This window comes from Verrucomicrobiia bacterium (assembly GCA_035629175.1).
Classification (GTDB): Bacteria; Verrucomicrobiota; Verrucomicrobiia; order Limisphaerales; family DASXHY01; genus DASXHY01.
Window position 1 is genome coordinate 204,591 of the sequence record DASPIL010000067.1, and the last position, 23,769, is coordinate 228,359.

Genomic DNA, 23,769 nt, shown 5'->3' on the forward strand with positions numbered 1-23,769 from the left:
CTCCGCCGTCATGCCGCTGCCGCCCAAACGCTTTACGCCGCGCGGTCCCCGTAAAGCATCGCCACGGCAGAAAATCCTCGCAGCCTGGCGGGGAGTGGACCTCACCGCGCAGGAGGAAGTCCGGCGGAACCGCACCCGGCCCACCCGCGACATTCTGCCCGGCGTGCTCAAGGAGTTGCGGATCGATAACCGCCGCGCCGAGGCGGAAATCGTCAAGGTTTGGAACGAGTTGATCGACCCGAACATCGTTGCGCATGCGCAGCCCACTGGGATCAACAAGGGGACGTTATTTGTGACGGTGGACAGCAATGTCTGGCTTGCGGAGATTGTGCGGTATCGGCGGAAGGAAATCCTGGAGCGCCTGCAGCATAGTTTCGGACGTGATGTGATCACGCGGATCTCCTTCCGGGTCGGATGAATTTTCCCGCGCTGGCTGAGCACCTGAAGATTGAACTTTGGCTCTGCTGGCGGGCGTGGCTTATTGTTGGAACGATGAACATCCAGGTGGCAGTTTTGTGCGACGCGGCAACGGAGGACAACGGCAAGCTCAACCTGCTGGGCGCGTTCGACACGATTTACGGACAGGAACTCCCGGCGGTGCATCCCCAATGCGCGCTCGCGTTGCGCGTGACGTTTGGGCACGAGGACGAAGGCGAACACGACCTGAAGTTGAACTTCGTGGATGCGGACGGCCGGCCCATCATGCCGCAAATTCCAATTCCGCTGCGGGTGCATCTGCCGGGCGACACGCATTTCAGCACGCGTAACTTCATCGTGAACATCCAGCAGCTGAAATTCGAGCACGCAGGTTTGTATTCGATGGACGTGATGCTGGATGGAAGGGCGCAGGCGAGCATTCCATTGCTTGTGAAGCACACGCCCGTTCCAGCGTGACGGAGCGCTGACTTTGAGTCGGCTTACGATGAACGAAGAATCGATCGCGCCCCCAATGGCGGGGCTTGCCCCATGCCGCAATAGCCGCGACCGCTGCTCGAGTTCGGCCGTATCGACGAGAATCGAAGCACCAAGCCCGCTGCAAGCCGGCGCTTCAATGCCGCCGATCCGGAAGTCCGCGCTACGTGTGCGGTTGCGCAGAATTCGTTTCGCTCGGAACCGGGCAATCACTACACTGGCGGCCATGACGGCGACGACATTGCGGCAGGGGATAACCTCAGATGCGTCGCCTTTTTGTTCGGGACCGCAAGCTTTTCCTTTTTCCAGATGACTTCGAATCAACTGCAGGTTGCGCGTGAGGTTTATCGCCGCATAACGGACAATGTGGCGAAGGTGATGCATGGCCAGGCGGAAGCGACGCGCACTCTGCTCGCGGCATTGGCGAGCGGAGGCCATGTGTTGCTGGAGGATTTTCCTGGCACCGGAAAAACCACGCTGGCGAAAGCCCTGGCGCGATCCCTGGACGCCACCTTCAAGCGCATCCAGTTCACTCCCGATCTGCTTCCCTCGGACATCCTGGGCGTTTCGATTTACAGCCAGCGCGACCAGCAGTTCCATTTTCATCAGGGCCCGGTATTCACGAATGTGCTCCTGGCTGATGAGATCAACCGCGCCTCTCCCCGCACGCAGTCGGCGCTGCTGGAAGCGATGGGCGAAAGCCAGGTAAGCGTGGACGGCGAACGCCATTTCCTCTCTGAATTCTTTTTTGTCATCGCCACGGAAAATCCTGTGGAATTCCGCGGAACATATCCGTTGCCGGAGGCGCAGATGGATCGATTTGCGATGCAATTCACGCTGGGATATGTGCCCCCGCTGGACGAGGTTGCAATTCTTACCGCGCAGCAGCACAAGCATCCGCTCGATGAACTCCAGCCCTGCGCCACCGTGACGGACGTGCTGACCTTGAAGCATGCAGTCGAGTCCGTGCGGATCAGCGATGAATTAAAGCGTTACGTCGTGGATCTGGTTTCCGGAACGCGCTCGGCGGCGGGGGTTCAACTCGGTGCCAGCCCGCGGGCATCTCTCGCGCTGATGAAAGGCGCACAGGCGCTGGCGCTCTTCGACGGAATGGAATTTGTGACCCCCGAACAGATCCAGGAACTGGCCGTGGCCGTGATTGCACATCGCCTCGTGATGCAACCTCAGGCCCGGTTTTCAGGCCAGACGGCTCGCAGCGTCGTGGAAGATATTGTGAAGAAGGTGAAAGTTCCTGCGTGAACCTGGTCTTCAAAGTCCTGTACCGCTTCTACCGGCTCTTTTCCGGATTTCGATACCGGCTTCGACGGCGCCTCACCCCAGCGGGATGGATGGTCGTGATCGCTCTTGGGGCGGCGGCGACGATGGGGGTGGATACGGAAAACACGGTGGCCTACCAGGCGTTTGCGCCATTGCTTTGCCTCTTCCTGGCGGCGGCCGCGTTCTCCTTGATCTTTCGGGCGCGCTTTACGGCCACGCGGCAGCTTCCGCGTTTCGGCACGGCAGGTGTCCCGGTGCAATATCGGGTTCAGCTTCGGAATCTTGGACACAAAACTGAACGGGATCTCACTCTGCTGGAGAACCTGGTTGATCCGAGGCCAGCCTTCGCAGAATGGCGGGCGGTGCAAATGGCGAATGAACGGAGAATCCGGCCCTTTCGACTGAACCAGCCGCGGCACACGAAGCCCTTCCGGCGGACAATGATCCGCGACGCCGCCGTTCCGCCCGCGGGTCCATCCCAGGACGTGGAGGTCACGATGGAACTCACGCCCTTGCGGCGCGGGTTCGTCCGGTTTGAAGGAGTGACGCTGGCACGGCCGGATCCTTTCGGGTTATTCCGGGCGTTCGATTCCTGTTCCGCGCCCCAAGCCCTGCTGGTGCTGCCCAAGCGCTACCCGGTTCCCCAAATCCCGCTTCCGGGAATGATGAAATACCAGCAGGGCGGCGTCGCCTTGGCGAGCAACGTCGGGCTGAGCGACGAATTTGTATCCCTGCGGGAGTACCGGCGGGGCGACCCGTTGCGGCATATTCATTGGCGCAGCTGGGCGAAGGCGGGAAAGCCGATCGTGAAAGAATTCGAGGACGAATTCTTCGTGCGCCACGCCCTGGTGCTGGACACGTTTACAGACGACCCGCAGAGCGATGCGTTCGAAGAGGCGGTTTCCGTGGCGGCCTCCTTTGCGTGTTCGCTTTCAATGCAGGAGTCTTTGCTCGATCTGTTGTTTGTCGGCACCGAGGCGTTCTGCTTCACAGCGGGGCGCGGGCTTGCGCATTCGGATCACATGCTCGAGATTCTTGCCGGTGTTTCGGCCTGCTTTGACAAACACTTCGAACAATTGGAAAACCTCGTCATTGAACATTCCAGCGCCGTCAGCGGGTGCATCTGCGTGCTCCTGGCATGGGACCGGTCGCGTCGCGCGTTCGTGCGAAAACTGCAGAACCTGGGCTTGCCACTCCTCGTGTTTGTGATCACGGAGGCGGGAAAGGCGGAGCAGGTGCGAACCGCGCGTGAGGAGGACCGGCCCGATGCGTTTTACGTGCTCGAAGTCGGGCAGGTTGAACAGGACCTTGCGAAAATTGCATGAAAACTCCCCCGTTTTTAATCGGGGCAGCGGTGGTGTTCTGGGGCTGGCAAACGGACCTGCTGCCCGTGAGCATCATCATGGCGGCCGTGCTCGAGGCGGCCCGCTTCACGCAGTCGCGATGGGAATTTTCGAATGAGGATTTCAGCCGTATCTGGACGATTTGCACGCTGCTGTTCCTGGGCATTGCGGTCTATGCGTTCACCGACAACGGCGGCCCGGCACGATTCGGCAACCTCCTTCAGAATCCCGGCCCCGCAACGCAGTCCAGCGCGGGCGCGGCGACATCGCGCACCGCCTCGACCATGCTGCGGTGGCTTCCAATGGTGTTGTTTCTCTTCGTCGCGGCACAGTTCTACAGCACACGGGAAAAGGTCCCGCTTTCAACGATCTCGCTGATCTTGCGCCGGCGCTGGCAGAAGGCTGCGAAGCTCGGCAAGCCGCTGCCCCACGATCGCGGCCTGAATGTCTCGTATCCCTATTTCGCGGTCTGCCTGTTTGCTGCGAGCGTTCACGCTTCGGACGACAACAGTTACTTCTGGGGTTTTTGCCTGCTGATGGGCTGGGCGCTCTGGATTCAACGTGTTCGCCGTTTTGCCGTTCCGATCTGGGCGGTCGTTTTGTTGTTCGTGTTCGCAGGCGGGTTCATGGGCCAGAGCGGGGTTGGGCGGCTGCAGAATTACATCCAGAACATGGACCCGCAGTGGTTCGAACGGTTTGTCCGGAGACAGGGAACCGATCCGGCGCAAAGCAAAACGCAGATCGGACGCATTGGCAGCCTGAAAATGTCCGGCAGGATCGTGGTTCGCCTCGAACCCGAGGCCGGCAGTGTTGCACCCGATTATTTGCGGGAGGCGAGTTATCGCATTTATGGCGGGTCAGCGTGGCGGGCCGGCCAGTCACGGGAAAACTTCCAGGTCGTTCCGCAGGAAACCAACAATGGCGCGTATGTCCTCGTGGGCAAACCGACATTGAACAGTGTGAAGATCGCGTCCTATCTGGATGGTTTTTCCCGCGAGTCGGGTGTGCCGGTTGGACTATTGCCGCTGCCCACCGGTGTTGGCCAGCTCGAGCAGCTGCCCGCCTTTGTCATCAAAATGAACAACCTCGGCGCCGTCCTTGCGGAGGGTCCCGGCCTGATCACCTACCGCGCCCGTTATGGAGCAGGGCCGACCGCGGATTCGCCTTTCGATCCAACGGAAATGCAATCGTTGACGAACAGCCGTTCGCGAAATCGCTCGTCCAGCCGTGAGGATCGCCCGCGGCGCGAACGCGTGGGCAACCCTGACTTGTATGTGCCAGCAGGCGAGGTGAGCGCATTGCAGCAGGTCATCGATGAACACGCTCTGCCGCCGGGGAACAGGCAGGCGGCAATGCGCGCGATCCAGGAATTCTTCGACAAGAACTTCAAATACAGCACGTGGCTGGACACCCCGGCTTCGCGTTCGACGAACAACACGCCGTTGGGATTGTTCCTGATGGAGACGCGCAGCGGGCATTGCGAGTATTTTGCGACGGCCACGGTTTTGTTGCTGCGCCAGCTGGGAATTCCGGCGCGCTACGCAGTGGGCTATGCGGTCCACGAGCAATCGGGCAGCGAGTATGTCGTGCGGCTGCGCGACGCGCATGCGTGGTGCCTTGTCTGGAATGAGCGTTCCCGCACCTGGCAGGATTTCGACACCACGCCTGCCTCGTGGGTGGAGGAGGAGGCGAAGAACGCTTCCACGTTCCAGGGAGTGTCGGATCTGTGGAACTGGCTCGGCTTTCAATTCGCCAAGTTCCGTTGGGGGCAGAGCAACGCGCGACAATATATGCTGCTGGCGCTGGTTCCTGCGACGGGATTGCTGGCCTACCAGATTTTTCGCCGGCGACGCAAGGGAGCAGGGAGCCGCGAGACTGGGCGGGCTGTGATTTGGCCCGGAGTCGATTCTGAGTTTTACGTCGTCGAGAAAAAACTAACCGACCATGGGATGGGCCGGCGGCAAAATGAGCCGCTCGCTGCGTGGCTTGAACGGGTCATCGCGGCGAAACACCTCGAGACCGCCCGCGCGCCGTTGCGGGAGCTTCTGCGATTGCACTACCGCTACCGCTTTGACCCGAGCGGACTCCCCGCGGCCGAGCGGGCGCGATTGCGCGATGTCGTCGAAACCATTCTTCAACAGCTCGCGCAGGTGGAAGCGAGCTTCCAGCGCGGGGCGTGACACCACGTTAACCCGTTCTACACGGCGCGCTGAATTTCGGCCGCATAACTCGACGCCTCGGCGCTTAAACGCTTTGCCTGTCCCGCTTGCAGGGCACATGCGCGCTCAAAGATGTCGCGCCGGAAAATATTTCGGACAACCGGCGTTCGTCGCAGGGCTGGCGCGTGCAGAATGTTTTCGTCCATCAGTTCATAGAGCTTTGTGACCACCCACGACGCCTTCGTGTCGCTTGGCTCGTTGGCGTTGAACCCGTGAAAAAGCATTCCTGATCGCGCGCTTCCGGTCGGTGCCGGGCGGTCCGCCGTCAGGCAATCCAGGAGGCAATCCCGAGGAGCATTCACGTAACGGGCGCGGCTCAGGATCTCCGCCAGGACAGGCTGGTTTGCGGGTTCATCGCAGAACGCACACGCTTCCAGCAGTGCCGCGATTACGCGCTCGTGTTCATCAGCCCGATCGGTGGCAAAATCCCTGCGACTCATGAGCACCTTCTCGGGGTGCAACGGTGCCAGGGCAGAGCTCGAGGCCAGCTTGTAGCCAATCCCAGCGTCCACCGCGAGTGTTGTCCAGGGCTCGCCGCCGCAGAAGCCATCCAGATATCCGAGCTTCAGCATGGGGAATAATTGCGCTGGAGGCACAACAACCATGCGCACCTCAATCCCTGGCAAAATCCCGCCGGCTTTCAGCCAGTCGCGCAGGACAAAGAACGACGGTGAATGCGGAAACGTGACTCCGAGCGTGAAGGTTCGGCGGCCCCACTTTGCGTAAATCAATTCGCGAAGGGCGGTCGCGTCGCGAACGCCACCTTCCCACAACTCGCGCGATATCGTGATCGCGTTCCCCTGCAGGCTGAGCACCATGCCGCTGATGCACGCGCATTCGTCGGAGTCCAAACCAATGTTGGTGATGAACGGCAGCGTCGCTGGCGCATGCGCACAGTCGAGATCGCCGTGAATCACCTTGTCGCGAATGCTTGCCCACCGCGTCTCGCGATGCAACTCAACCTGCAGTTCGTATTTCTCAAACAGACCGCTTTCGTACGCGAAAACAATCGGCGCACAGTCGGCGTCCGCGATAAACCCGATTTGCAGCAGAGGCCCGCCGCCTTTGCCAGTTCCCATCGATCCACGAGTATTCATAGGCATTTGGAATCGGGCTCTTGTTTGCCGCAGCGCGGCCGAGCGGGAAAAGCCGAAGTGCCGCGCTGCTGAGACGAGCCCGATCCCGCTACGCTCCTGAGCAGCCGCAATGCCGGGCACGCCCGAGGTGCAGGATGAGCACGCTGAACATCACTGCGGCTGCTGAAATGGGAGCTTCCACCGCGGAAGCAGGCGAGGCAGATGTGACCAGCGTGCCGCGTTATGATTGAAGATTGGATATGGGAGAGGTGGCGTCTTCTGCGCAGACTGGAAAAACTTCACTTGGGCAATGGAAAACACACCTACTGGAATCCGTAGTGCATTGCGGCAATGTTGGAGCGTGAATTGCGGCTGACATTTTTTGAGCGTGGATGCCAGTTTCCGCTTGAGAAAGAATGCTCGTGGACGATACTGACTGGCAGCGCGGCGGAAACTGAAACAACGCGCTTTGATCTTTGTAAAACAATTTCGAATCCGGCCCCGGCCGGTTCAAATTTACCCTGCCTACGCTCGTGATAAGAAACTATGTCCTTGAACCGTAGTTAATAAATCGAGGGACTTTAACCGAGGTGGTTGCCGACAGGCCTTAACTGGAAGTCGAATGCCATCCGGCGGGTCCCCACCTGTTTCCGACAAGTTCAAAGGAACTGTTACACACGGCACTGGCGGGGTTTTTTTATTTTTGTTTTTAATATTTGAGCCGGATGTCCTGCGAATGCTCAGTAAACATCCCGCTGGTAACGCTTTTCAGATTTCAGTTTCGCCACGTATTCCTTCGCAGCCTCCGCTGTCTTTCCTCCCGCCGTCTGGATGATGTCGTGCAGCGCCGCATCCACGTCCTTCGCCATTCGGCTCGCATCCCCGCACACGTAAAAGTGAGCGCCTTCCTCAAGCCACGCGAACAAATCCCGTGCATTCTCCCGCATTCGATCCTGCACATAAATTTTCTCTGGCTGATCCCGTGAGAAGGCGGTGTTGAGGCGAGTGAGGACCCCGCGCGATCGCAGCGATTCAAGCTCATCGCGATACATGAAGTCAGTGGCCGCCCGCTGGTCGCCGAAGAACAGCCAGGTGCGGCCGTGCGCTCCAATGGCCGCGCGCTCGTGGAGGAATCCTCGGAAGGGCGCGATTCCTGTTCCGGGACCGATCATGATCATTGGAAGGGAAGGGTCTGATGGGAGACGGAAATTTTTGTTCGCGTGCACAAACACGGGAACGGCTTCTGATTCGGAGAGACGGTCGGCGAGGAACGTGGAGCAAACACCTTTCCTGCGGCGGGCGAACGATTCGTAGCGGACAACGTTGACGGTCAAGTGGACCCGCTGCCTGTGGGCCTTGGGGCTGGACGAAATGGAATAAAGGCGCGGATTCAGTTTCTTCAACAATCCGACGAACTCGATGGGATTAAACGAAACCTTGCGATGTTCCAGCAGCACATCGATGATTTCACGGCCCCAGAGAAACTTTGTCAGTTCACCGTTGACGCCGGGCGCGGCGAGCTTCCTGAGTTGTTCATCGCCGCTCCGTTCCGCCATCACGCGCAGCAGGGGCGGGGGAATCCGGGTGATCTCGTAATGATGCAGCAGTGCTTCGCGAACCGGCACGGTGCCCACCCTTCCGGGCACCGCTTCCCCGCCGGTAAAGCCAAGCGCTTTCAAAATCTCGTCCACCAAATCCGCACAGTTGGCCGGGAGAATCCCCAACGCATCCCCTGCATCGTAGGAAAGTTTTGAATCTTCGAGCGTGATTTCGAAATGACGGGTCTCCTTGGCGGAGCCGGATCCGTTCAACGTTCGATTCACAAGCAAACGCGCGGGAAAAGGATTCGCTCGAGAGTATTGTGCTTCCGGCGCCGTGACGGGCGCTGTCGCAGCCGCGGGCTCCGGTGCGGTTGCCGCGGGCCGGTTCGAATCCGCGGCGGCTGGCGGGCTGGCGTTGTCGGAGAGTTGAGTCAGCGCCTGGTTCAGCCATGCGGTGAAGGGCTCCTCGAAATCGAGGTCGCAATCCGCCCGCGAGGTGATGCGCGTGGCGCCCATTGTTTCGAGACGGGCATCGAGTTCCTTCCCAAACCCACAGAACTTCGGATAATTGGAATCGCCGAGTGCGCACACGGAAAATCGCAGTTGTGCCAGTAGGGGTTGATTCGGCGTTGCGAGCGATTGCCAGAATTCCCGTGCATTGTCAGGCGGTTCCCCGTCTCCATAGGTGCTCGTGACGACGAGGAGTCGCGATTCGGATCCGAGTTGCGCGAGCGGATAGCGGTTCATTTCGTGCACCGTGGGTGCGAAACCGCGGCGCCCGGCTTCCTTTGCAATTCGCCGCGCCAGGTTTTCTGCGCTGCCAGTCTGCGATCCGAACAAAATGGAAAGCGGCATTAGCGTGGGCGCTGGGGCGGCCGGGTTTGCTGAAGGCGCACGCGAAAACAGGCCGGCCATGAATCCGTTCAGGTAGGCGCGTTGCTCTGCGGTGAATGGCGCGCTCTCTGGCAAACACGGGATCCCTGATTCATTGCTCATTCGGAAAACATCTCCTGCAATTGCCGGAGTTCGTGCCGGCGCACAAATGCCACAAAGGATTCGTTTGGCTCCCGGCGCGCCTGATAGACCTTCAAGATGCGCTCAAGCAGCGCCGGAACTTCGCTGAACGCAATTCCCTTGAAGACGTCCTTTCCAATTGCCGCATCGATGCCGCAGCCGCCGCCCAGAACAATGTTGTATCCTTCGACCGAGCTGCCGCCCGAGTTCACCTTCACCCCCTGCAGCCCGATGTCGCCGATGTAATGCTGCGCGCACGAATTGGGGCAGCCTGTGAAGTGAATGTTGACGGGGTGATCGATCTGGACGCGCCGGCTGAGGAACTGGCCCGCTTCCAGTGCGTGGCCCTTGGTATCGCTCGCCGCAAACTTGCACCCGGAATTTCCCGTGCACGCAACCAGGCCGCCGACGATTGAGTTGGCTGCATGGTGCAACCCCGCGCGCACCAATTGTCGTTTCACGGTTTCAACAAATCCGTCCGCGACATCGGGAATCAGGAGGTTCTGCCACGGTGTGAGCCGCACCTGGCTCGAGCCATAGTTCGCGGCGAGTTCGGCAATGCGGCGGACCTGGCGCGATGTCACGACGCCAACCGGAATCACGGCCCCTATGTAGTTTCGACCCTTCTGCTTTTGACGATAGACGCCGATGTGCCCGTGCGGCAGCGGGGGCTTGCGCGGAACGCATTTCTCCAGGGGAAAGCGCACGAGAGGAAAGCTGAGCTTCTTCTGCGTCTCGCCGAGGAACCTTTCAACGCCCCAGCGATCAACGAGATACTTGAGCCGCGCCTTCTTTCGGTCGGTCCGATTTCCGTTCTCTATGAAGACGCGGATCATCGCTGCTGCAACTGCCACAGCCTCTGACGGTTTGACAAGGATGCCGCAATCGCGCGCCAGTTGCTTGTGTCCCGTGATGCCGCAGAGCTCAACGCGGAATTGGACGCCTCGCTCTGCGCCGTCGCCGACTGAAACGGCCATGAAGCCGATGTCATTTGTGTTCGCTGCCGTATCGACGGATCCGCCGCCTTCGAATGCCACGTTGAATTTTCGCGGCAGGTTATAAAACTCCCGGTGGTTGAGAATGTAATGGTGGAGCGCGTGCGCGAAGGGACGTGTATCGATGAGTTCCTGGGGATCGAATCCCGCCGTCGGCGACGCGGTGATGTTGCGGATGTTGTCGACGCCGCTGCCGCGGGCGGTAAGGCCAAGCGATTGCAGCCGCGTGAGGACATTGACCATATTGCGCGGAGCAATTTCCCGAATCTGGATATTTGCCCGCGTTGTGATGGCGATCTTCCAGTTCCCGAATTCATCCGCCATGTCGGCCAGTCCAATCAATTGCGCGGATGACAGTTCTCCTGCTGGGATGCGGCACCGAAGCATGAGGCTGTTCTGCGTCGGCCCGACAAAGAACAATCCGAAGTTCCGAAAACGAAATGTGTGCTCCTCGTCCGGCAGTTTGCTGGCTTCAGCATGTGCGAGGATTCGGTCCCATCCATCAAGCGGGTGCTCCTCGTGTTTCCAACGCTCCTGTTTCGTTGCATCGCCAACAGGTGTGCCGTGAATCATTTCCTCGCGAACTGCGGAATTCCCGGCTGGCGCGGGGGCCACGGCATCGATGGGAGAAACCGATGCGAGCCTGGCCGCACCTGCGAGAAAACCCGCGAGATACTCCTTCTGCTCGGGAGTAAAACCCACGGCTGCTTCAGCGACTGTTTCCGTCGAGGCCATTGCCCACCTTGAGCGCGGGCCATGCCAGTTTGGCTTCTGACGAGAATGATCGAGGCGAGGAATTCCAATCGAAAGCATGAAACGGGTTCATGACTGCGTTTCTGCCTCGCAGGGACGACAAACCTGCACTTCGCCAGTTTCGCTCAAACCGGCGTTCACACCGCTTCGGGAGCCGCATCAGCATCGAAACTGGAGACGCCAACGGCCCTGCAGCTGGTTCGTTTTGGTCACAGTGATCAGAACTTTACGCGGACGTTTGCGTGTCGAGATCTGTGGGTGTGTTGGCATTTAGGAATAGATGCTCCTCGTCGGGAATGATTGTTACAAACTCCATCAAGCCCTTCCCATGAAGGATCGTCGCGAGTTCTTGGAGGGAAAACCGTCCAGCGGCCAGGGAGTCTTGTGCGCAGGGAAAGGCGTCCCGATGGTAAATGGCGCACAAGGGTTCCACGTAATCCCCCCGCGTGGGAGCCACGCCGTGCCGTTCGCCGGCAATCGACAAGAGCTCCCGCAAATAGGCCGTTGTCATGTTCGGCAGGTCAATGGCGAGAGCGAGGAGATGGGATGTTTGCAGGCGTTCCAGCGCAGCAACGAGTCCGCTCAACGGTCCCTTTGACGGAGGAGTGTCCGCCGCAAAGGCGACATCGAGCGGGAGCCAGCGAGGCTTGGTCCGCGCAGACACCACGAGATGATCAGGTTGAAGCTCACGCAGGATTCTGATTTGGCGGCGCCACAGCGGTTCACCCTTCACCCGAACCAGGGCCTTGTCTGTACCCATGCGAGTCGAAAGACCTCCCGTCAGAAGCAGAGCGGTGAATGTCATCGCATCACGTGCAGGATGCCGTTCGTCAGGATCGTTGCACGCAGGCCTCCTTCGTTCCGCAGCAACTTCTCGGCGCCGGGTGCGAAAGCTCGATCCATCCAATAACATGGCGTGCACTCCTGGCGTCCCAAAAACCGGACGCCCTGGATCTCGAACTCCTGGCCAATCAACGCATTCAGGTCGATGCCTGAGGTGATCACGTTTCTGCGAAAAGCGGCTGGCGATTTGTCGTGAACGTTGAGCTCGCGACAAAGGCGATCGTAGTTTTCCTGCGTGAAAAAGGTGATCTGCCCCCAGTAATTGAGGCGATAATCGAGAAAACGATCTCCCGCCAGGCCGCGGCCAGCCAGGCATTCGACACAGTCGACTTCGGACATTGGATGAATGCCCGACGCGCTCCCATGCCTGCCGATGAACGCGTGCCCCGCAGAAATATAAATGTGCCGGATCTGCACAGGAGTCGATTCTCGCGCAAGCTTCACGTTGCCAACATAAGCGGCGGCACGTGTCGTGCAAACGTGAAAGGCAAACGAACGTGCATCACCGCGCAACGGCCGGCATGCGCTCGATCCTGACTGCGCAATATTTGTAACTCGGCTGGCGCGAATGCGGGTCAAAGGAGGGCATCGTCAAGCGATTCACCTCCGGATAATGCATCGGGATGAAGATCTGCCCTGGCTGAACCGATCCGGTCAGAAAAGCCTGCGCTTCGATGGTTGCGCGACGGGAGATAATGCGGATTTGATCGTTGGGTTGGATGCCCAGGCGCTGCCCGTCCCGTGGATGAATCTCCACATAACAATGCGCCGGCGCCAAAGAGCGCAGCACGTCGCTCTTGTTGGTTCGGCTGCCCGTGTGCCATTGCGCGGCTGTTCCGCGCCCGGTCAACAGCACGAACGGGAAGCTGTCGTCCGGCAATTCGGCAGGAGGGCGAGGGGCATCAAAGAGGAACCGGGCGCGGCCGTCGGGATGGTAAAACGAGCCATCCTCAAACAGGCGCCGATGGATCGGAGGCAGCGGCTTGTCGCCCCCGGCTTCAATGTGTTCGGGCCATGGCCACTGAATGCCGCCGCAGGCATCGAGCATTTCATAACTTTCGATTCCCGTGATATCGCAAGGCTGGCCACGCGAGATTTCCCGCAACAGCCCGAACGCAGCTTCAGGCGATTCCCAGCGTTCGAATAGTTCGCCGCATCCCCAGTAATCCGCAATCAGACGAAAGATGTTGAAATCAGCGAGCGCAACCCCGGGCGCGCGGCTGACCTTCTTAACCAGGCCGATCCGACGCTCGGAATTGATCAGGGTTCCTTCCTTTTCGCCCCAGCCCGCGGCCGGCAGATACAGGTCAGCCCGCTGCGCTGTTTCCGTGGTTGGATACATGTCCTGCACGACGAGGAACTCGAGTTTTCCAAGCAGTTCGTTGAACTCGTCCTGATGAATCCACGAATGGGAGCTGTTCGTGGCAACGACCCAAAGCCCCTTGATGCTGCCGCTGCGAATGCCGTCGATAATCTGGTCGTACGCCCACCCAGTTTCCGAGGGGATTCTGGATTCTGGAATTCCGAGAACAGAACTGACTTCGGTCCTGTCATCCGGGTCGCGAAAGTCGCGGCCTCCAACCAGCCCCGTGATGTTCGAAAATAATCTCGATCCCATCGCATTGCATTGGCCTGTGATGGAGTTCGCGCCAGTTCCAGGCCGCCCAATGTTTCCAGTCATTAACGCGAGATTGATGATCGCCTGCGCCGTGCGCGTCGCCTCATGGCTCTGATTCACACCCATCGTCCACCAAAAGGAAACGCGTTCTCCGTTCGCAATTGTTTTGACGAGGCGATCGAACGATCTGGCATGCAGCCCCGTAGCCGCAAACACGCGTTGCGGTGTGAACTGGCTCACGAACTCTGCGAACGCTCCAAAGCCGGTCGTGTGGCGTTCGATGAACTCGCGGTCAATCGCATCCCACTGCAGCAGTTGGTTCGCGATTCCGTAGAGCAGGGTCAGATCACTCTTCGGCTGCAACGCGTAATGCTGCGTAGCCGCCATGGCAGTCTCGGTTCGGCGCGGATCGATGACGATGATTTCAGGTTGGTGCGGGTTGCGCATTACACGCTGCCACATGATGGGATGCGCGATGCAGGGGTTGGCTCCGACAAAAACCAGCACATCGCTCTCTTCGAAGTCAGCATACGTGAACGGCGGCGCATCAAAGCCAAATGATTGTTTGTAGGCGACATGCGCCGTGGCCATGCATTGACGCGTGTTGCTGTCGCAATGAAGGCCGCCCATGCCAAACTTGAACAGGCAGCCGAGCAACGCCATTTCTTCAGTGCAGATTTGTCCGGTGCTGAGGAACGCAATGCTGTGTTCGCCGTGCTTGGACTGCACCGCGCGCATCCGGCGCGTGAACTCTGTGAGGGCAACGTGCCAGTCAACCGGGAGCGCCTGTCCGCCGGGATTGCGAAGGAGCGGAGTTGTTCCGCGATCTGGCGCGGCGAGCGGGGTCAGCGCCTCCCAACCCTTTGGACAGGCCATTCCGAGGTTCACTGGATAATCCGCGTCGCCGCTCAGGTTCACGGCGGTGCCCTCGCGCAAGTGAATTTTCAATCCGCAGCCGGTGGAGCAAAAGCCGCACACCATCGTGGTTGTGCCATTCGGAATCGACTTCTGCGGGACGTGCCCCAAACCAAACCCGCCAGGGCGTAACAGCAGTTCCCGTGTTAAAGGCCCCTCGTGGCGGCGGATTGCCGGAACCAGGTCATCGATCGAGAGTTTCATCGAATCGCGTCCTTCAACGGATTCCTCCTGGCATGCCGGACCCGGTGCATGTTGTGAAGAAGAGGTAGCGTTCGAGAAATTGGGAAGCAAGCGTCGTCCCGCACGCCGCGGCTCCCCACACAGTCGCGAACCCGCCGGCATTGCCGATCGCAAGCATCGAAAACATCGTGGATGCAACGAACAGGAGCGAACGCCCTTTCAGGACGGGGTGAAAAAGTTCGCGCGCTATCAATGCTGATCGATGCAAACCAGATTTGGGCGAACTCAACGCCCGCCGAGCTGTGAGCTTATCCCACCCAAATAGCATCGTGCGTATCCCAGTCGCTATGAGCGCGAGGGCGGCGGCCAGGTGCGGAACCATCCACGCCGCCCATACTGCGCCGATCGTAGTCCCCAGCAATAATGCGGCTCCGAAAAATTTGGGAAATACAAACGCGACAGGCCACGCCGGCCTTCGCGTATGAACATAAATCATCGCGGATGCAAACACCGCTGCGATGCCTGACAGCATGGTCAGTGCACTGATCTCGATCACGCTGGGAAATTGAGCAAGCGCAATAGCACACGGGGTATAAAATCCGAACGCAATGATCTCGCGGCTCATCCATGAATGTTTCCATCCAAGGAATGCGCGCCACGCCTTCAACGGCCGGCCAAGGTGCAGGGCGCTTGCGCCTAATCCCCCAAACAAAAGAGCGAGGGCTGCAACATTCAAGTCGCTCAAGCGAGACGTGTAGCCCAGCGCCAGCAGAACACCGTGCAGGAGATGCAATCCCAAGGCGGCTTGTGTGAGCACGAGCATCAATACCAGGGGCAAATGAGACGCGCCCTTCTCGAGCCGCCCGCCATCGGCTGATGCGATGTCGCTGGGAAATGGACGGGTTGATGTGTAGCGGGTTGTCGGGAGCGTATAATTGGACGGGAAGGCGCCCGGCAGCAATTGCGCCGCTGGCCGCGTGGTCTCCGTTCTTACCGTGGACTGGTCTACGATCTCGATGCGGATTGCCTCATGCGGGCACGCCTGGACACACGCGGGAGCCTCGCCAGCGTTGAGGCGGTTGTGGCACATGTCGCATTTGCGAACGATGCCCTTGGCCGCAGAGTATTTGGGGACATCGTACGGACATTTCAGCACGCAATACTGGCACCCAATGCATTGATCATCGAGATGACGGACAATCCCGGTCACCGGGTCTTTTTCATACGCGAGAACTGGACAGCCATTGAGACAGGCAGGATCGGCGCAATGATGACAGGCGGTGGTAACGTGCTGCTGGTAGGCGGCGGGAAAATCGGGAGTCTCTTCAACGGCTTTCGATCTTTCCTCGCCCACCAGCAATCCGACGCTGCGCCACGTCTCCCCTTCGTCGAGCCCGTTGAGAGAATGACATGCGCAGACGCACGCCTTGCACCCCGAGCATTTGTCGAGATCCACGACAAAGGCAAATTGCTCGCCTCGTTTTGGCGCGCTGAGCGGGATGAGCTGTCGATAACGCGGCGCGAGGGCGGCTTCCCGATGGTGTTTCTCATGCCAGCGCGAGAATCGCGCAGTGGCTGTCAAATCGCGCTGAGATGAGATGAATTCGTCGATGAGCGAATCGTTTTTGGGTTCCTTCTCGGAATGCCCGGACGCTGGCGGGACGCCCGGGCGTGATGTTCTACCTGCAGGATTTGAAACAGGAGCCGCCATATGTCTGCTTCATCTTTCTCATTCAGAAGCGAATCACAGTTTGCACATACACCCAATCGGCGTCTGCCGAGCCCCCGGCGCCCGCCCACGTGGAATCGATGTAATCACCCGTGAAGAAATGGCCGTACCCGGCTTCGAGCGATGCGAACCGTGTCAGGGCATAGCCTGCGACAATATCGATCTCGGATCCAATGAAGCTGCTGTATTCGGCATTGCGCCCGAACCCGCCCGAGTTCGGCCCGCCGCCGCGTGCGACTCCGCCCGCGTTGTAGAGGTTGTCGCGAGTGTCAGCCAGCCAGAACAAATGTCCTTCCACGGCGAGTGAAAGCCGCGGCAACGGCTTAATCGAAAGAATCGCGCGAACGTCGTGCAGGTTCTGCCACGAAAAGAAATCCATGTAACCGTAGAACTTGTGGTTCGTGGGAAACAGGTTGTCGAAGGTCTCGTGCCGGCCGTCATTGGGATCGCTGTCGCCCGATCCAAACGCGTATTCCAGCGCGAGCCGTGGAGTTGCAGCGCATTCCGCAAAGGTGTAACCAAGATTCGCCACCACGGCGAATGCCTCATGATCCAGGTTATCGCTGGTCAGCGTTTGCTGCCAGTTGCCGAACTGGTAAGCGCCCTCGACGGTGTAATCAAAGTTCCCGAACTCGCCTGGGTTGGACTTGAATCGCGCGCCCAACGTGTAGATATCGCGGCTGACCGGGGCTGCGGTCTGGAAGGGAAGCACAGCATCGGGATTGGCGAAGGAGCTTCCGATGTCATCGTTGCGGGCGAAGAAGTAGGCCTCAGCCGTGTTTTTGGGAATCAATTTTGAACTCAGATGCAGCCCCGAGAACAGGCTGTAGTCGTTCCACACGTTGAACTCATTGTCGTCGGGAAGAACCAGTTTGCTGGTGAACGCCTCCGCGGCAAACCACGGGGTTTGCGCGCGCACCTTGATTGCATCGAAGACGCGCCCAATGTTGTTCCACGCAAAAGCGCCGACGAGCCTTTCATCCCCGTAACTTAACTCCTGCCGTCCCACCTTCAGCGAGAGAGGGAACTCCTTGTGATTTCCAACCGTCACATAGGCTTGATGAAGGTCAATCGGGCCATCCGATTCAGGTCCTGTGCCGGGGCCTGGAACAGGAGGAGCGCCCGTATCTCCGCGCCGATCGCCAGTGGTTCCACTGCTCCGGCCTTCCACGAACGCGCTCCACCATTGATGCGTATAGCCAATGCGCATAAGAATCTTTTGACTGAAGTAGGAGTTGTCGTTCAGGCCGCCCGCGACGGTCTCATCGCGAAAGTCGTTGGCGGGCGGAAGGCCAAGGCCGTTCTCCTTCACTTCATAACGCATCCGGACCGTGGAGCTGAAGTCCCATGCCGCCATGTAGGGATCCTTCTGGCGAAGATATTCGTTGAGGAATCCGGGGAATGGAGCAGGCGGAGGGGGCGGTGTGTACTGGGCGTAAACGTCGTTGAGCGCGGCGAGCACCAGGGCGCCCGTTGCAATGCTGCTTTTCATCGTTTTCATCGTTCGCTTGTTTTATCTGCGTTCAGAATCGGGTCATTGATTTGAATCAAACACCGGGCTCATACACGCTTATGGGCATACAGGCGACTCTTCACTGTGGGAACGTGCTGATGCCCGGACCGCCGCGGCAGGACGTCCGCCAGCGTGCAGCGGTTGCGCCTCGCGGGACCCCGTGGCAGTGGGCGAATTCGACGGGCCGGTGCGTCGGCGGTGCGCCCGCTCTTCGAGAAACTGGATCAGGTGTCCGCGATAGCGATAGTAATCCGGATGCTCCATTACTGCCGTGCGATCGCGCGGGCGTTCGAATGGAATTTCAAGGACGTCGCCCACCTCGGCGGCAGGACCGTTGGTCATGCAGATCACGCGATCGGATAGAAAAAGCGCTTCGTCGACGTCATGGGTAACCATCAATGCGGTGATCTGGTTTTTGCGCCAAAGTTCGATGAGCACCTGTTGCAGTTCGTAGCGGGTGAGCGAATCGAGCATCCCGAAAGGCTCGTCCAGCAACAGCATCTTTGGCTTGAGTGCAAATGCCCTGGCAATGCCCACACGCTGCCGCATTCCCTGCGAAAGCTCCGCCGGCTTCTTGTGCATCGAGTCAGCAAGTCCAACCACCGACAGGTAATATTCGACGATCTCCATTCGTTCGCTGCGGCTGGCCGTATGAAATACCTGGTTCACGCCGAGCATGACATTCTCGCAGGCCGTCATCCATGGAAGGAGCGAGGGGGATTGAAATACAACGCCTCTGTCGGGTCCGGCGCCTGAAAGCTCGCGTCCAGCCAGGATGATTCCACCCCCACTGATATCATTCAGGCCGGCAAGCATCGAAAGCACGGTGCTTTTTCCGCAGCCGGAATGACCAATCAGCGTTACGAATTCGCCTTTGCGGATTCGCAGGTTGAAGTCTTTGACGATGACCGCCTCACCCGTTGGAGTCGGGTAAATCTTCGTCAGGTTGTAGAGTTCTACGTGGTCAGACATGGAAATAGTTTGGGACTGATGTTTATGGACTCACAAATGCACGCCGATTTTCTCCACTTTGATTTCACTCCTGCGAACGGGCCGCCGTCTCGTCCAGGTCCGTGCCGTAACCGTGAGATCCTCGGGCTCGATGTCGGGAAGGATCAGCTTTTTTGTCACGGTGGTGTGGTTCTGTTGTTTGGATCGAAGCAGGAAGCGGGTCACTTCCGACCGCAGTTCTTTGAATCGCGCTGAATGGTTGATCGCCTTGCGATCGCGCGGCCGCGGGAGGTCGACGGTGAACGAGGGACCGAGAGTCGCGTTGGGACCCGCCGTCAGCGGAATGATGCGATCGGCAAGGTAGATGCCTTCGTCGGGATCATTGGTAATGAGCACAACGGTTTTTCGATTTTCGAGCCAGATCCGGGAAATTTCATCCTGCAGCGTGGCGCGCGTGAGTGCGTCCAGCGCGCTGAGGGGTTCATCCAGCAGGAGGATTTGTGGATCCATGGCGAGCGCGCGTGCAACGCTGACGCGCTGGCGCATGCCGCCCGATAGCTCGTGCGGCCGTTTGTCGCGGGCCGGGGTGAGATTCACCATCTCAATGTATTTCTCGACGTGCTCCTTTTTCTTAGCAGCCGCCCAGTTAGGAAACACCTGGTCGACGGCGAGCTGGATGTTTTCGAATACATTGAGCCAGGGGAGGAGCGAGTAATTCTGGAAAACGATTCCGCGATCAGGCCCTGGTCCCGTGATCTCCAGATCATTCAGCGTCATGGTGCCTGAATCCGGCTTGAGGAGCCCCGCGATGAGCGAGATGAGGGTTGTCTTGCCCGCCCCGGAATAACCCACGATCGCCACGAATTCACCCTTCTCGATTGAGAGATTAATGTCTGTCAGGACATCCATCGATGGAGTAGCGCCGAAACCTTTGGAAACAGCGTTGAGGTTTAGATATGGCATAGGTCAATTGGCCTCACGCGAAGGACGCGAAGGACGCGACGGGCGCGGAGGATTTTCGGTTGTCGTTGAGCAGCCGTCGGGCATTCTTTTCGTCCATGGAGAACGAAGTGCAACGCACCATTGATGACAACCAGCTTTCCAGAATGATCCTCGATGCGGCCTTCAAGGTGCACACGCGAACAGGCCCGGGATTGTTGGAATCTGTATATGAAACGATTCTTGTCTATGAGTTGCGGAAGGCGGGCTTGCAAGTGGATCGTCAGGTCGCAATTCCCCTCAGGTACGACTGCCTTGTTTTTGATGAAGGATTTCGCGCCGACGTTCTCGTTGAAAAGCGCGTGATTGTAGAATTGAAGTCTGTTGGTCAGTTGACTGAGGTTCATAGCAAGCAAGTGCTTACGCAGTTGCGGCTTTCGGATCGGACGCTTGGGCTTTTGATCAACTTTGGTGAGGTTCATCTGAAGAATGGAATCCAACGAATCACCAATGGTGCGCCCAATCTGAAAACTCGAATCGCCAAGGGCTCTGTATTCTCTTCGCGTCCTTCGCGTCCTTCGCGTGAGGCTTTTATGCGCTTTTTCCTGGCATCAAGGCTTTGAACGCCACGCGCGCCACAGCCCTCCATCGTAAATCGTAAATCATAAATCATAAATCCAGATCAATGAGCTCACACGCTCTTGAATCGTGCCTCGATGGCGCTCATCATTCGGTCGAGGACAAAGCCCACGACGCCAATGGTCACGATGCAGAGGATGATATGCTCGTAAATCAGCGCGTTGTATTCCTGCCATAGAAATCCACCGACTCCCGGGCGCCCCGTCAGCATTTCAGCGGCGACGATCACAAGCCACGCAATGCCGAGGCTTAGGCGGAATCCCGTGAACATGTAGGGAAGAGTTGCGGGAATCAGCACCTTGCAAAGCGTCTTGGTGCGCGAGAGCTTCAGCACTTTCGCAACGTTCAGGTAATCCTGGGGAATGGCGCGCACGCCGACCGCCGTGTTCAACACGGTGGGCCACATCGCGCAAATGGCGATTGTGAAGAGCGCCCCAAGATCGGACGCGTTCTTGCCAGCCCCAAGGAACAGCACGAGCCCGAGCGGCAGCCACGCGAGCGGCGAGACTGGCCGCAGGATTTGAATGATGGGATCAAATATTTTCGTGAAGGTCTTGCTCAAGCCGAGAAAGAATCCGATCGGAGTGCCGATCAACAGCGCAAGCGCGTATCCCTTTGCGACCAGAGCCAGTGAATACCACGTGAACCGCAGAATGCCCTGATCCATTTCGCCACGTTTCTCGAAGGGTTTCAGAATGTATTCCTTGCTGTTCGCCCACGTGCGGGCAGGGGAGGGCAGTTCCTTTGCCCAGGTCACACTGGAGATGTGCCAGAGCACTATGACAACCCCGATGCCGATCAACGGGAGCAGCAGCCAATCAAGTTTCTTGAGCCAGTTGTTATTCATGCGCGCTTAACCCTTTACATTGTGAACCGGAAATCCCTTGGCATACGCCTCGAGGTCGCCCGCTGGATCGAATTCCTTTCCGTCAAACAGCGTCTCCTTGCCGTTGTCGAGCCCGCCATGCGCATAGCCAATCTCCTTCATCGCTTCTTCGTAAATATCCGTGCGCATCACCTGCTTCGCCACGCCTTCGTAATCGGGCGTGCCGCTTACCATCCCCCACCGGCGAAATTGTGTGAGAAACCATTTGGCAAACTTGGGCTGCGGATAATTGCAGTTGCGTTTGCTGAAGTGCATGTAGAACTCGTCTTCCAACTTGCGCCCATCGCCGTAATCGAGCTTCCCCTGCAGGCGTCCCAGAATCGTTTTGGAATCGCAGTTGATGTAGGTGGCTTTTGAAACAATGTCGCATTGCTCCGGCCGGTTGTTCATGTCATCCAGCCACACGCTCGCTTCGTGAAGCGCCTTTAACACAGCCTTTACGGTCCTCGGATTTTTATCTGCAAACTCCGCCAGGAACGCGCACACTTTTTCGGGGTGATCCTTCCAAAGGTCCTGAGTGGTAATGGACGTGAATCCAATTCCGTCCTGGATGGAACGTGCATTCCAGGGTTCTCCAACGCAGAAGCCATCCATCTTGCCGATCTTCATGTTCGACACCATTTGCGCCGGGGGAACAACGATGAGACTCACATCCTTGTCGGGGTGAATGCCTCCTTCAGCCAGGTAATAGCGCATCCACATAGCGTGCGTCCCGGGCGGAAAGGTCATGGCGAATGTGAGCGGCTCGCCGAGGTTCTTGGCTTTGTGAACGAATGGCTTGATGGCTTTCGGATCGGCTCCCACCTTGCCTTTCCAATCCATCTTGAGCGTGATGGCCTGGCCATTGCGGTTGAGAAGCCAGGGAATGATCATGGGTTTTTTGGGCGATCCCGCCAAACCCATGGTCGAGGCCAGGGGCATTCCGATCAGCATATGCGTGGCCTGTAACGTGCCGCTGCTGAGATTGTCGCGAATCGCAGCCCAGTTGGCTCCCTTGGTCACCGTTGACTTGATTCCGTATTTGCGGAACAGGCCCTTCTCGTGCGCGATGACAATCGGCGAGCAGTCGGTGAGCGCGATCATGCCGAAATTCATCGCGGCTGTTTCGGGCGCGTCGCTCGCATATGCGGTTCCCACCCATGCGCGTGGCAGTCCGGCGAAGAGGGCGCTCAACGTGAGACCTTTGGCTGTCCTGCCAAGGAACGCGCGGCGGCTGAGATCAGGCGACGATGATTTGATCGATAGATGAGATTTCTTTTGCATGGGATACTTGTATTGAACGGCGGAGGTGGACCGCCTCTTCGAACAGGTCGGTCCGAAAAACGGCGCGTCCCAGTGCGAAACTGAGCGCCGCGGGGTTTTTGATCATTCCGAGTGCGCGAATCAATTGAAACACCCACGCGGCTTTTGCGGAATCCGGTTCGTTTGCGTCGCCCCCTTGAAAGACGCTGAATCGCGGCACGTGGCGGATCTTGCCGTGGCCAAAATCAAATGGTCCCTCGAAACCGCGCCGCAATATCCTGGCCGGCACATTCACGTATTCGGCCCGCGCGAGAGTGCTGGCCACATGGTCGCGGTTCACAGCAGCTTCACAGAACTCGCAAGCTTCCATAAGCGCCGCGAGCATTCCCAGGTGCTCTGAAGGACGCTTCATAGCGAAGTCGCGGCGCACCATCAGCACCTTCTCGGGATGTCCGGGATTCAGCTCTGCGCTGACTGCGGCGCACCAGCCGACACCGGATTGCACGGCGACAGAATTCCAAGGCTCTCCAACGCAGAAGCCATCGAGGTGGCCCGCCTTCAGGTTGGAAACCATTTGCGGCGGCGGAACGACGACGATGCGGACATCGCGGTCAGGATTGATTCCGCCAGTCAGCAGCCAGGATCGCAGCAGAAAATGATGCGACGAAAATTGGGAGACGATTCCGAAGGTGAACGTTTTGCGATGGCGTTGAGCGATGATTTCCTCCCGCAGCCGGATTGCATCGTGAACCCCAGAGGCATGCAGAGCGTTCGACAATGTGATCGCATTGCCGTTCAGGTTCAGCACCAGGGCTGTGATGCAATCGACGGGAATGGAACCGAGGCCGAGAGTTGCGGCCACAGGCATGGCTGCGAGCGCGTGCGCGGCATCCAGTTCGCCGTGGAGGATCTTGTCGCGAATCGTTGCCCAGCCGAGTTCGCGGTGCAACGCAACGCGAAGCCCGTATTTGCTGAACAGTCCCAACTCATGCGCCATCACAATGGGCGCGCAATCAGCAAGCGGCACGAAGCCCACGCGCAGCGGGGCGCGATTGCGATTCGAAATCAAGTCTGGCGATTTATGATTCACGTTTGAGTTGATGAGACTGCTTTAGCGATGCGTGTGCCAGCTGTGTCGATGGCTTGATGATTGCTCGGAGCGTTCTCCATCGAAACCATG

General features: G+C 58.6%; 19 protein-coding genes and 1 other RNA gene. 7 read left to right on the plus strand and 13 right to left on the minus strand.

All coding sequences use genetic code 11. The features are described 5' to 3' along the window. Positions 1-10: 10 nt before the first annotated feature. From VEH04_11965 to VEH04_11985, 5 genes are all read left to right on the plus strand, one after another. Complete coding sequence (locus VEH04_11965) at positions 11-418, plus strand: DUF721 domain-containing protein (GenBank protein HYG23492.1); 408 nt, start codon at positions 11-13, stop codon at positions 416-418. After that, positions 415-894 (plus strand): hypothetical protein, encoded by a 480-nt coding sequence (locus VEH04_11970; protein ID HYG23493.1) that lies wholly within the window; start codon positions 415-417, stop codon positions 892-894. Before VEH04_11965 ends, VEH04_11970 begins: the two co-directional genes overlap by 4 nt. Before the next feature lie 327 nt (positions 895-1,221). Next, positions 1,222-2,172, plus strand: coding sequence for a MoxR family ATPase (locus tag VEH04_11975; GenBank protein ID HYG23494.1), 951 nt, complete (start codon positions 1,222-1,224; stop codon positions 2,170-2,172). Then, on the plus strand, positions 2,169-3,515 hold the full coding sequence (locus VEH04_11980) for a DUF58 domain-containing protein (protein HYG23495.1): 1,347 nt from the start codon (positions 2,169-2,171) through the stop codon (positions 3,513-3,515). Before VEH04_11975 ends, VEH04_11980 begins: the two co-directional genes overlap by 4 nt. Next, positions 3,512-5,713 (plus strand): transglutaminase domain-containing protein, encoded by a 2,202-nt coding sequence (locus VEH04_11985; GenBank protein ID HYG23496.1) that lies wholly within the window; start codon positions 3,512-3,514, stop codon positions 5,711-5,713. The genes VEH04_11980 and VEH04_11985 overlap by 4 nt, the downstream gene beginning before the upstream one ends. 17 nt (positions 5,714-5,730) lie before the next feature. Here the strand turns inward: VEH04_11985 and VEH04_11990 are convergent, their stop codons facing one another. After that, positions 5,731-6,849, minus strand: a complete 1,119-nt coding sequence (locus tag VEH04_11990) for a CmpA/NrtA family ABC transporter substrate-binding protein (protein ID HYG23497.1) — start codon at positions 6,847-6,849, stop codon at positions 5,731-5,733. Between the two features lie 494 nt (positions 6,850-7,343). On the opposite strand from VEH04_11990, the gene ssrS reads away from it, so the two are divergent. Beyond that, positions 7,344-7,525, plus strand: a non-coding RNA gene (gene ssrS / locus VEH04_11995) — 6S RNA. A gap of 43 nt (positions 7,526-7,568) precedes the next feature. Here ssrS and VEH04_12000 read toward each other — a convergent pair. The 9 genes from VEH04_12000 to VEH04_12040 all read right to left on the minus strand — a co-directional run bounded on the left by VEH04_12000 (position 7,569) and on the right by VEH04_12040 (position 19,846). Then, entirely contained in the window at positions 7,569-9,224 is a 1,656-nt protein-coding gene (locus VEH04_12000; protein HYG23498.1) for a sulfite reductase subunit alpha, read from the minus strand. Between the two features lie 137 nt (positions 9,225-9,361). Next, positions 9,362-11,113, minus strand: coding sequence for a NirA family protein (locus VEH04_12005; protein ID HYG23499.1), 1,752 nt, complete (start codon positions 11,111-11,113; stop codon positions 9,362-9,364). A gap of 244 nt (positions 11,114-11,357) precedes the next feature. Then, positions 11,358-11,936 (minus strand): molybdenum cofactor guanylyltransferase, encoded by a 579-nt coding sequence (locus tag VEH04_12010; protein HYG23500.1) that lies wholly within the window; start codon positions 11,934-11,936, stop codon positions 11,358-11,360. Continuing rightward, on the minus strand, positions 11,933-12,418 hold the full coding sequence (locus VEH04_12015; GenBank protein ID HYG23501.1) for an MOSC domain-containing protein: 486 nt from the start codon (positions 12,416-12,418) through the stop codon (positions 11,933-11,935). The genes VEH04_12010 and VEH04_12015 overlap by 4 nt, the downstream gene beginning before the upstream one ends. A 58-nt stretch (positions 12,419-12,476) precedes the next feature. After that, the gene (locus VEH04_12020; GenBank protein ID HYG23502.1) at positions 12,477-14,711 is read right to left on the minus strand and encodes a nitrate reductase; all 2,235 of its coding nucleotides are present in this window, start codon (positions 14,709-14,711) and stop codon (positions 12,477-12,479) included. 13 nt (positions 14,712-14,724) lie between these two features. Beyond that, positions 14,725-16,272 carry a DmsC/YnfH family molybdoenzyme membrane anchor subunit gene (locus VEH04_12025; protein HYG23503.1) on the minus strand — a complete coding sequence of 516 codons (1,548 nt, stop codon included), beginning with the start codon at positions 16,270-16,272 and terminating at the stop codon, positions 14,725-14,727. A gap of 151 nt (positions 16,273-16,423) precedes the next feature. Further along, on the minus strand, positions 16,424-17,920 hold the full coding sequence (locus VEH04_12030; GenBank protein ID HYG23504.1) for an alginate export family protein: 1,497 nt from the start codon (positions 17,918-17,920) through the stop codon (positions 16,424-16,426). Positions 17,921-17,989: 69 nt separating this feature from the next. After that, entirely contained in the window at positions 17,990-18,904 is a 915-nt protein-coding gene (locus VEH04_12035) for a nitrate ABC transporter ATP-binding protein (GenBank protein ID HYG23505.1), read from the minus strand. Positions 18,905-18,934: 30 nt separating this feature from the next. After that, entirely contained in the window at positions 18,935-19,846 is a 912-nt protein-coding gene (locus VEH04_12040; GenBank protein HYG23506.1) for an ABC transporter ATP-binding protein, read from the minus strand. A 95-nt stretch (positions 19,847-19,941) separates the two neighbouring features. On the opposite strand from VEH04_12040, the gene VEH04_12045 reads away from it, so the two are divergent. Continuing rightward, complete coding sequence (locus VEH04_12045; GenBank protein ID HYG23507.1) at positions 19,942-20,445, plus strand: GxxExxY protein; 504 nt, start codon at positions 19,942-19,944, stop codon at positions 20,443-20,445. A 68-nt stretch (positions 20,446-20,513) separates the two neighbouring features. Here VEH04_12045 and ntrB read toward each other — a convergent pair whose 3' ends face one another. Genes ntrB through VEH04_12060 form a run of 3 tightly spaced genes read right to left on the minus strand, consistent with a single transcriptional unit; the run spans position 20,514 to position 23,679 of the window. Further along, complete coding sequence (gene ntrB / locus VEH04_12050; protein HYG23508.1) at positions 20,514-21,308, minus strand: nitrate ABC transporter permease; 795 nt, start codon at positions 21,306-21,308, stop codon at positions 20,514-20,516. A gap of 6 nt (positions 21,309-21,314) precedes the next feature. Further along, entirely contained in the window at positions 21,315-22,610 is a 1,296-nt protein-coding gene (locus tag VEH04_12055) for a CmpA/NrtA family ABC transporter substrate-binding protein (protein HYG23509.1), read from the minus strand. Then, positions 22,567-23,679, minus strand: coding sequence for a CmpA/NrtA family ABC transporter substrate-binding protein (locus VEH04_12060; protein ID HYG23510.1), 1,113 nt, complete (start codon positions 23,677-23,679; stop codon positions 22,567-22,569). The genes VEH04_12055 and VEH04_12060 overlap by 44 nt, the downstream gene beginning before the upstream one ends. Positions 23,680-23,769 lie beyond the last annotated feature (90 nt).

Coding starts and splice junctions, on each gene's coding strand:
- VEH04_11965 (HYG23492.1), top strand. CDS start 11: ATGCCGCTGCCGCCCAAACGCTTTACGCCGCGCGGTCCCCGTAAAGCA.
- VEH04_11970 (HYG23493.1), top strand. CDS start 415: ATGAATTTTCCCGCGCTGGCTGAGCACCTGAAGATTGAACTTTGGCTC.
- VEH04_12010 (HYG23500.1), bottom strand. CDS start 11,936: ATGACATTCACCGCTCTGCTTCTGACGGGAGGTCTTTCGACTCGCATG.
- VEH04_12030 (HYG23504.1), bottom strand. CDS start 17,920: ATGAAAACGATGAAAAGCAGCATTGCAACGGGCGCCCTGGTGCTCGCC.
- VEH04_12005 (HYG23499.1), bottom strand. CDS start 11,113: ATGGCCTCGACGGAAACAGTCGCTGAAGCAGCCGTGGGTTTTACTCCC.
- VEH04_12000 (HYG23498.1), bottom strand. CDS start 9,224: ATGCCGCTTTCCATTTTGTTCGGATCGCAGACTGGCAGCGCAGAAAAC.
- VEH04_11975 (HYG23494.1), top strand. CDS start 1,222: ATGACTTCGAATCAACTGCAGGTTGCGCGTGAGGTTTATCGCCGCATA.
- VEH04_12035 (HYG23505.1), bottom strand. CDS start 18,904: ATGTCTGACCACGTAGAACTCTACAACCTGACGAAGATTTACCCGACT.
- ntrB (HYG23508.1), bottom strand. CDS start 21,308: ATGAATAACAACTGGCTCAAGAAACTTGATTGGCTGCTGCTCCCGTTG.
- VEH04_12045 (HYG23507.1), top strand. CDS start 19,942: ATGGAGAACGAAGTGCAACGCACCATTGATGACAACCAGCTTTCCAGA.
- VEH04_11990 (HYG23497.1), bottom strand. CDS start 6,849: ATGAATACTCGTGGATCGATGGGAACTGGCAAAGGCGGCGGGCCTCTG.
- VEH04_12020 (HYG23502.1), bottom strand. CDS start 14,711: ATGAAACTCTCGATCGATGACCTGGTTCCGGCAATCCGCCGCCACGAG.
- VEH04_11985 (HYG23496.1), top strand. CDS start 3,512: ATGAAAACTCCCCCGTTTTTAATCGGGGCAGCGGTGGTGTTCTGGGGC.
- VEH04_12040 (HYG23506.1), bottom strand. CDS start 19,846: ATGCCATATCTAAACCTCAACGCTGTTTCCAAAGGTTTCGGCGCTACT.
- VEH04_12055 (HYG23509.1), bottom strand. CDS start 22,610: ATGCAAAAGAAATCTCATCTATCGATCAAATCATCGTCGCCTGATCTC.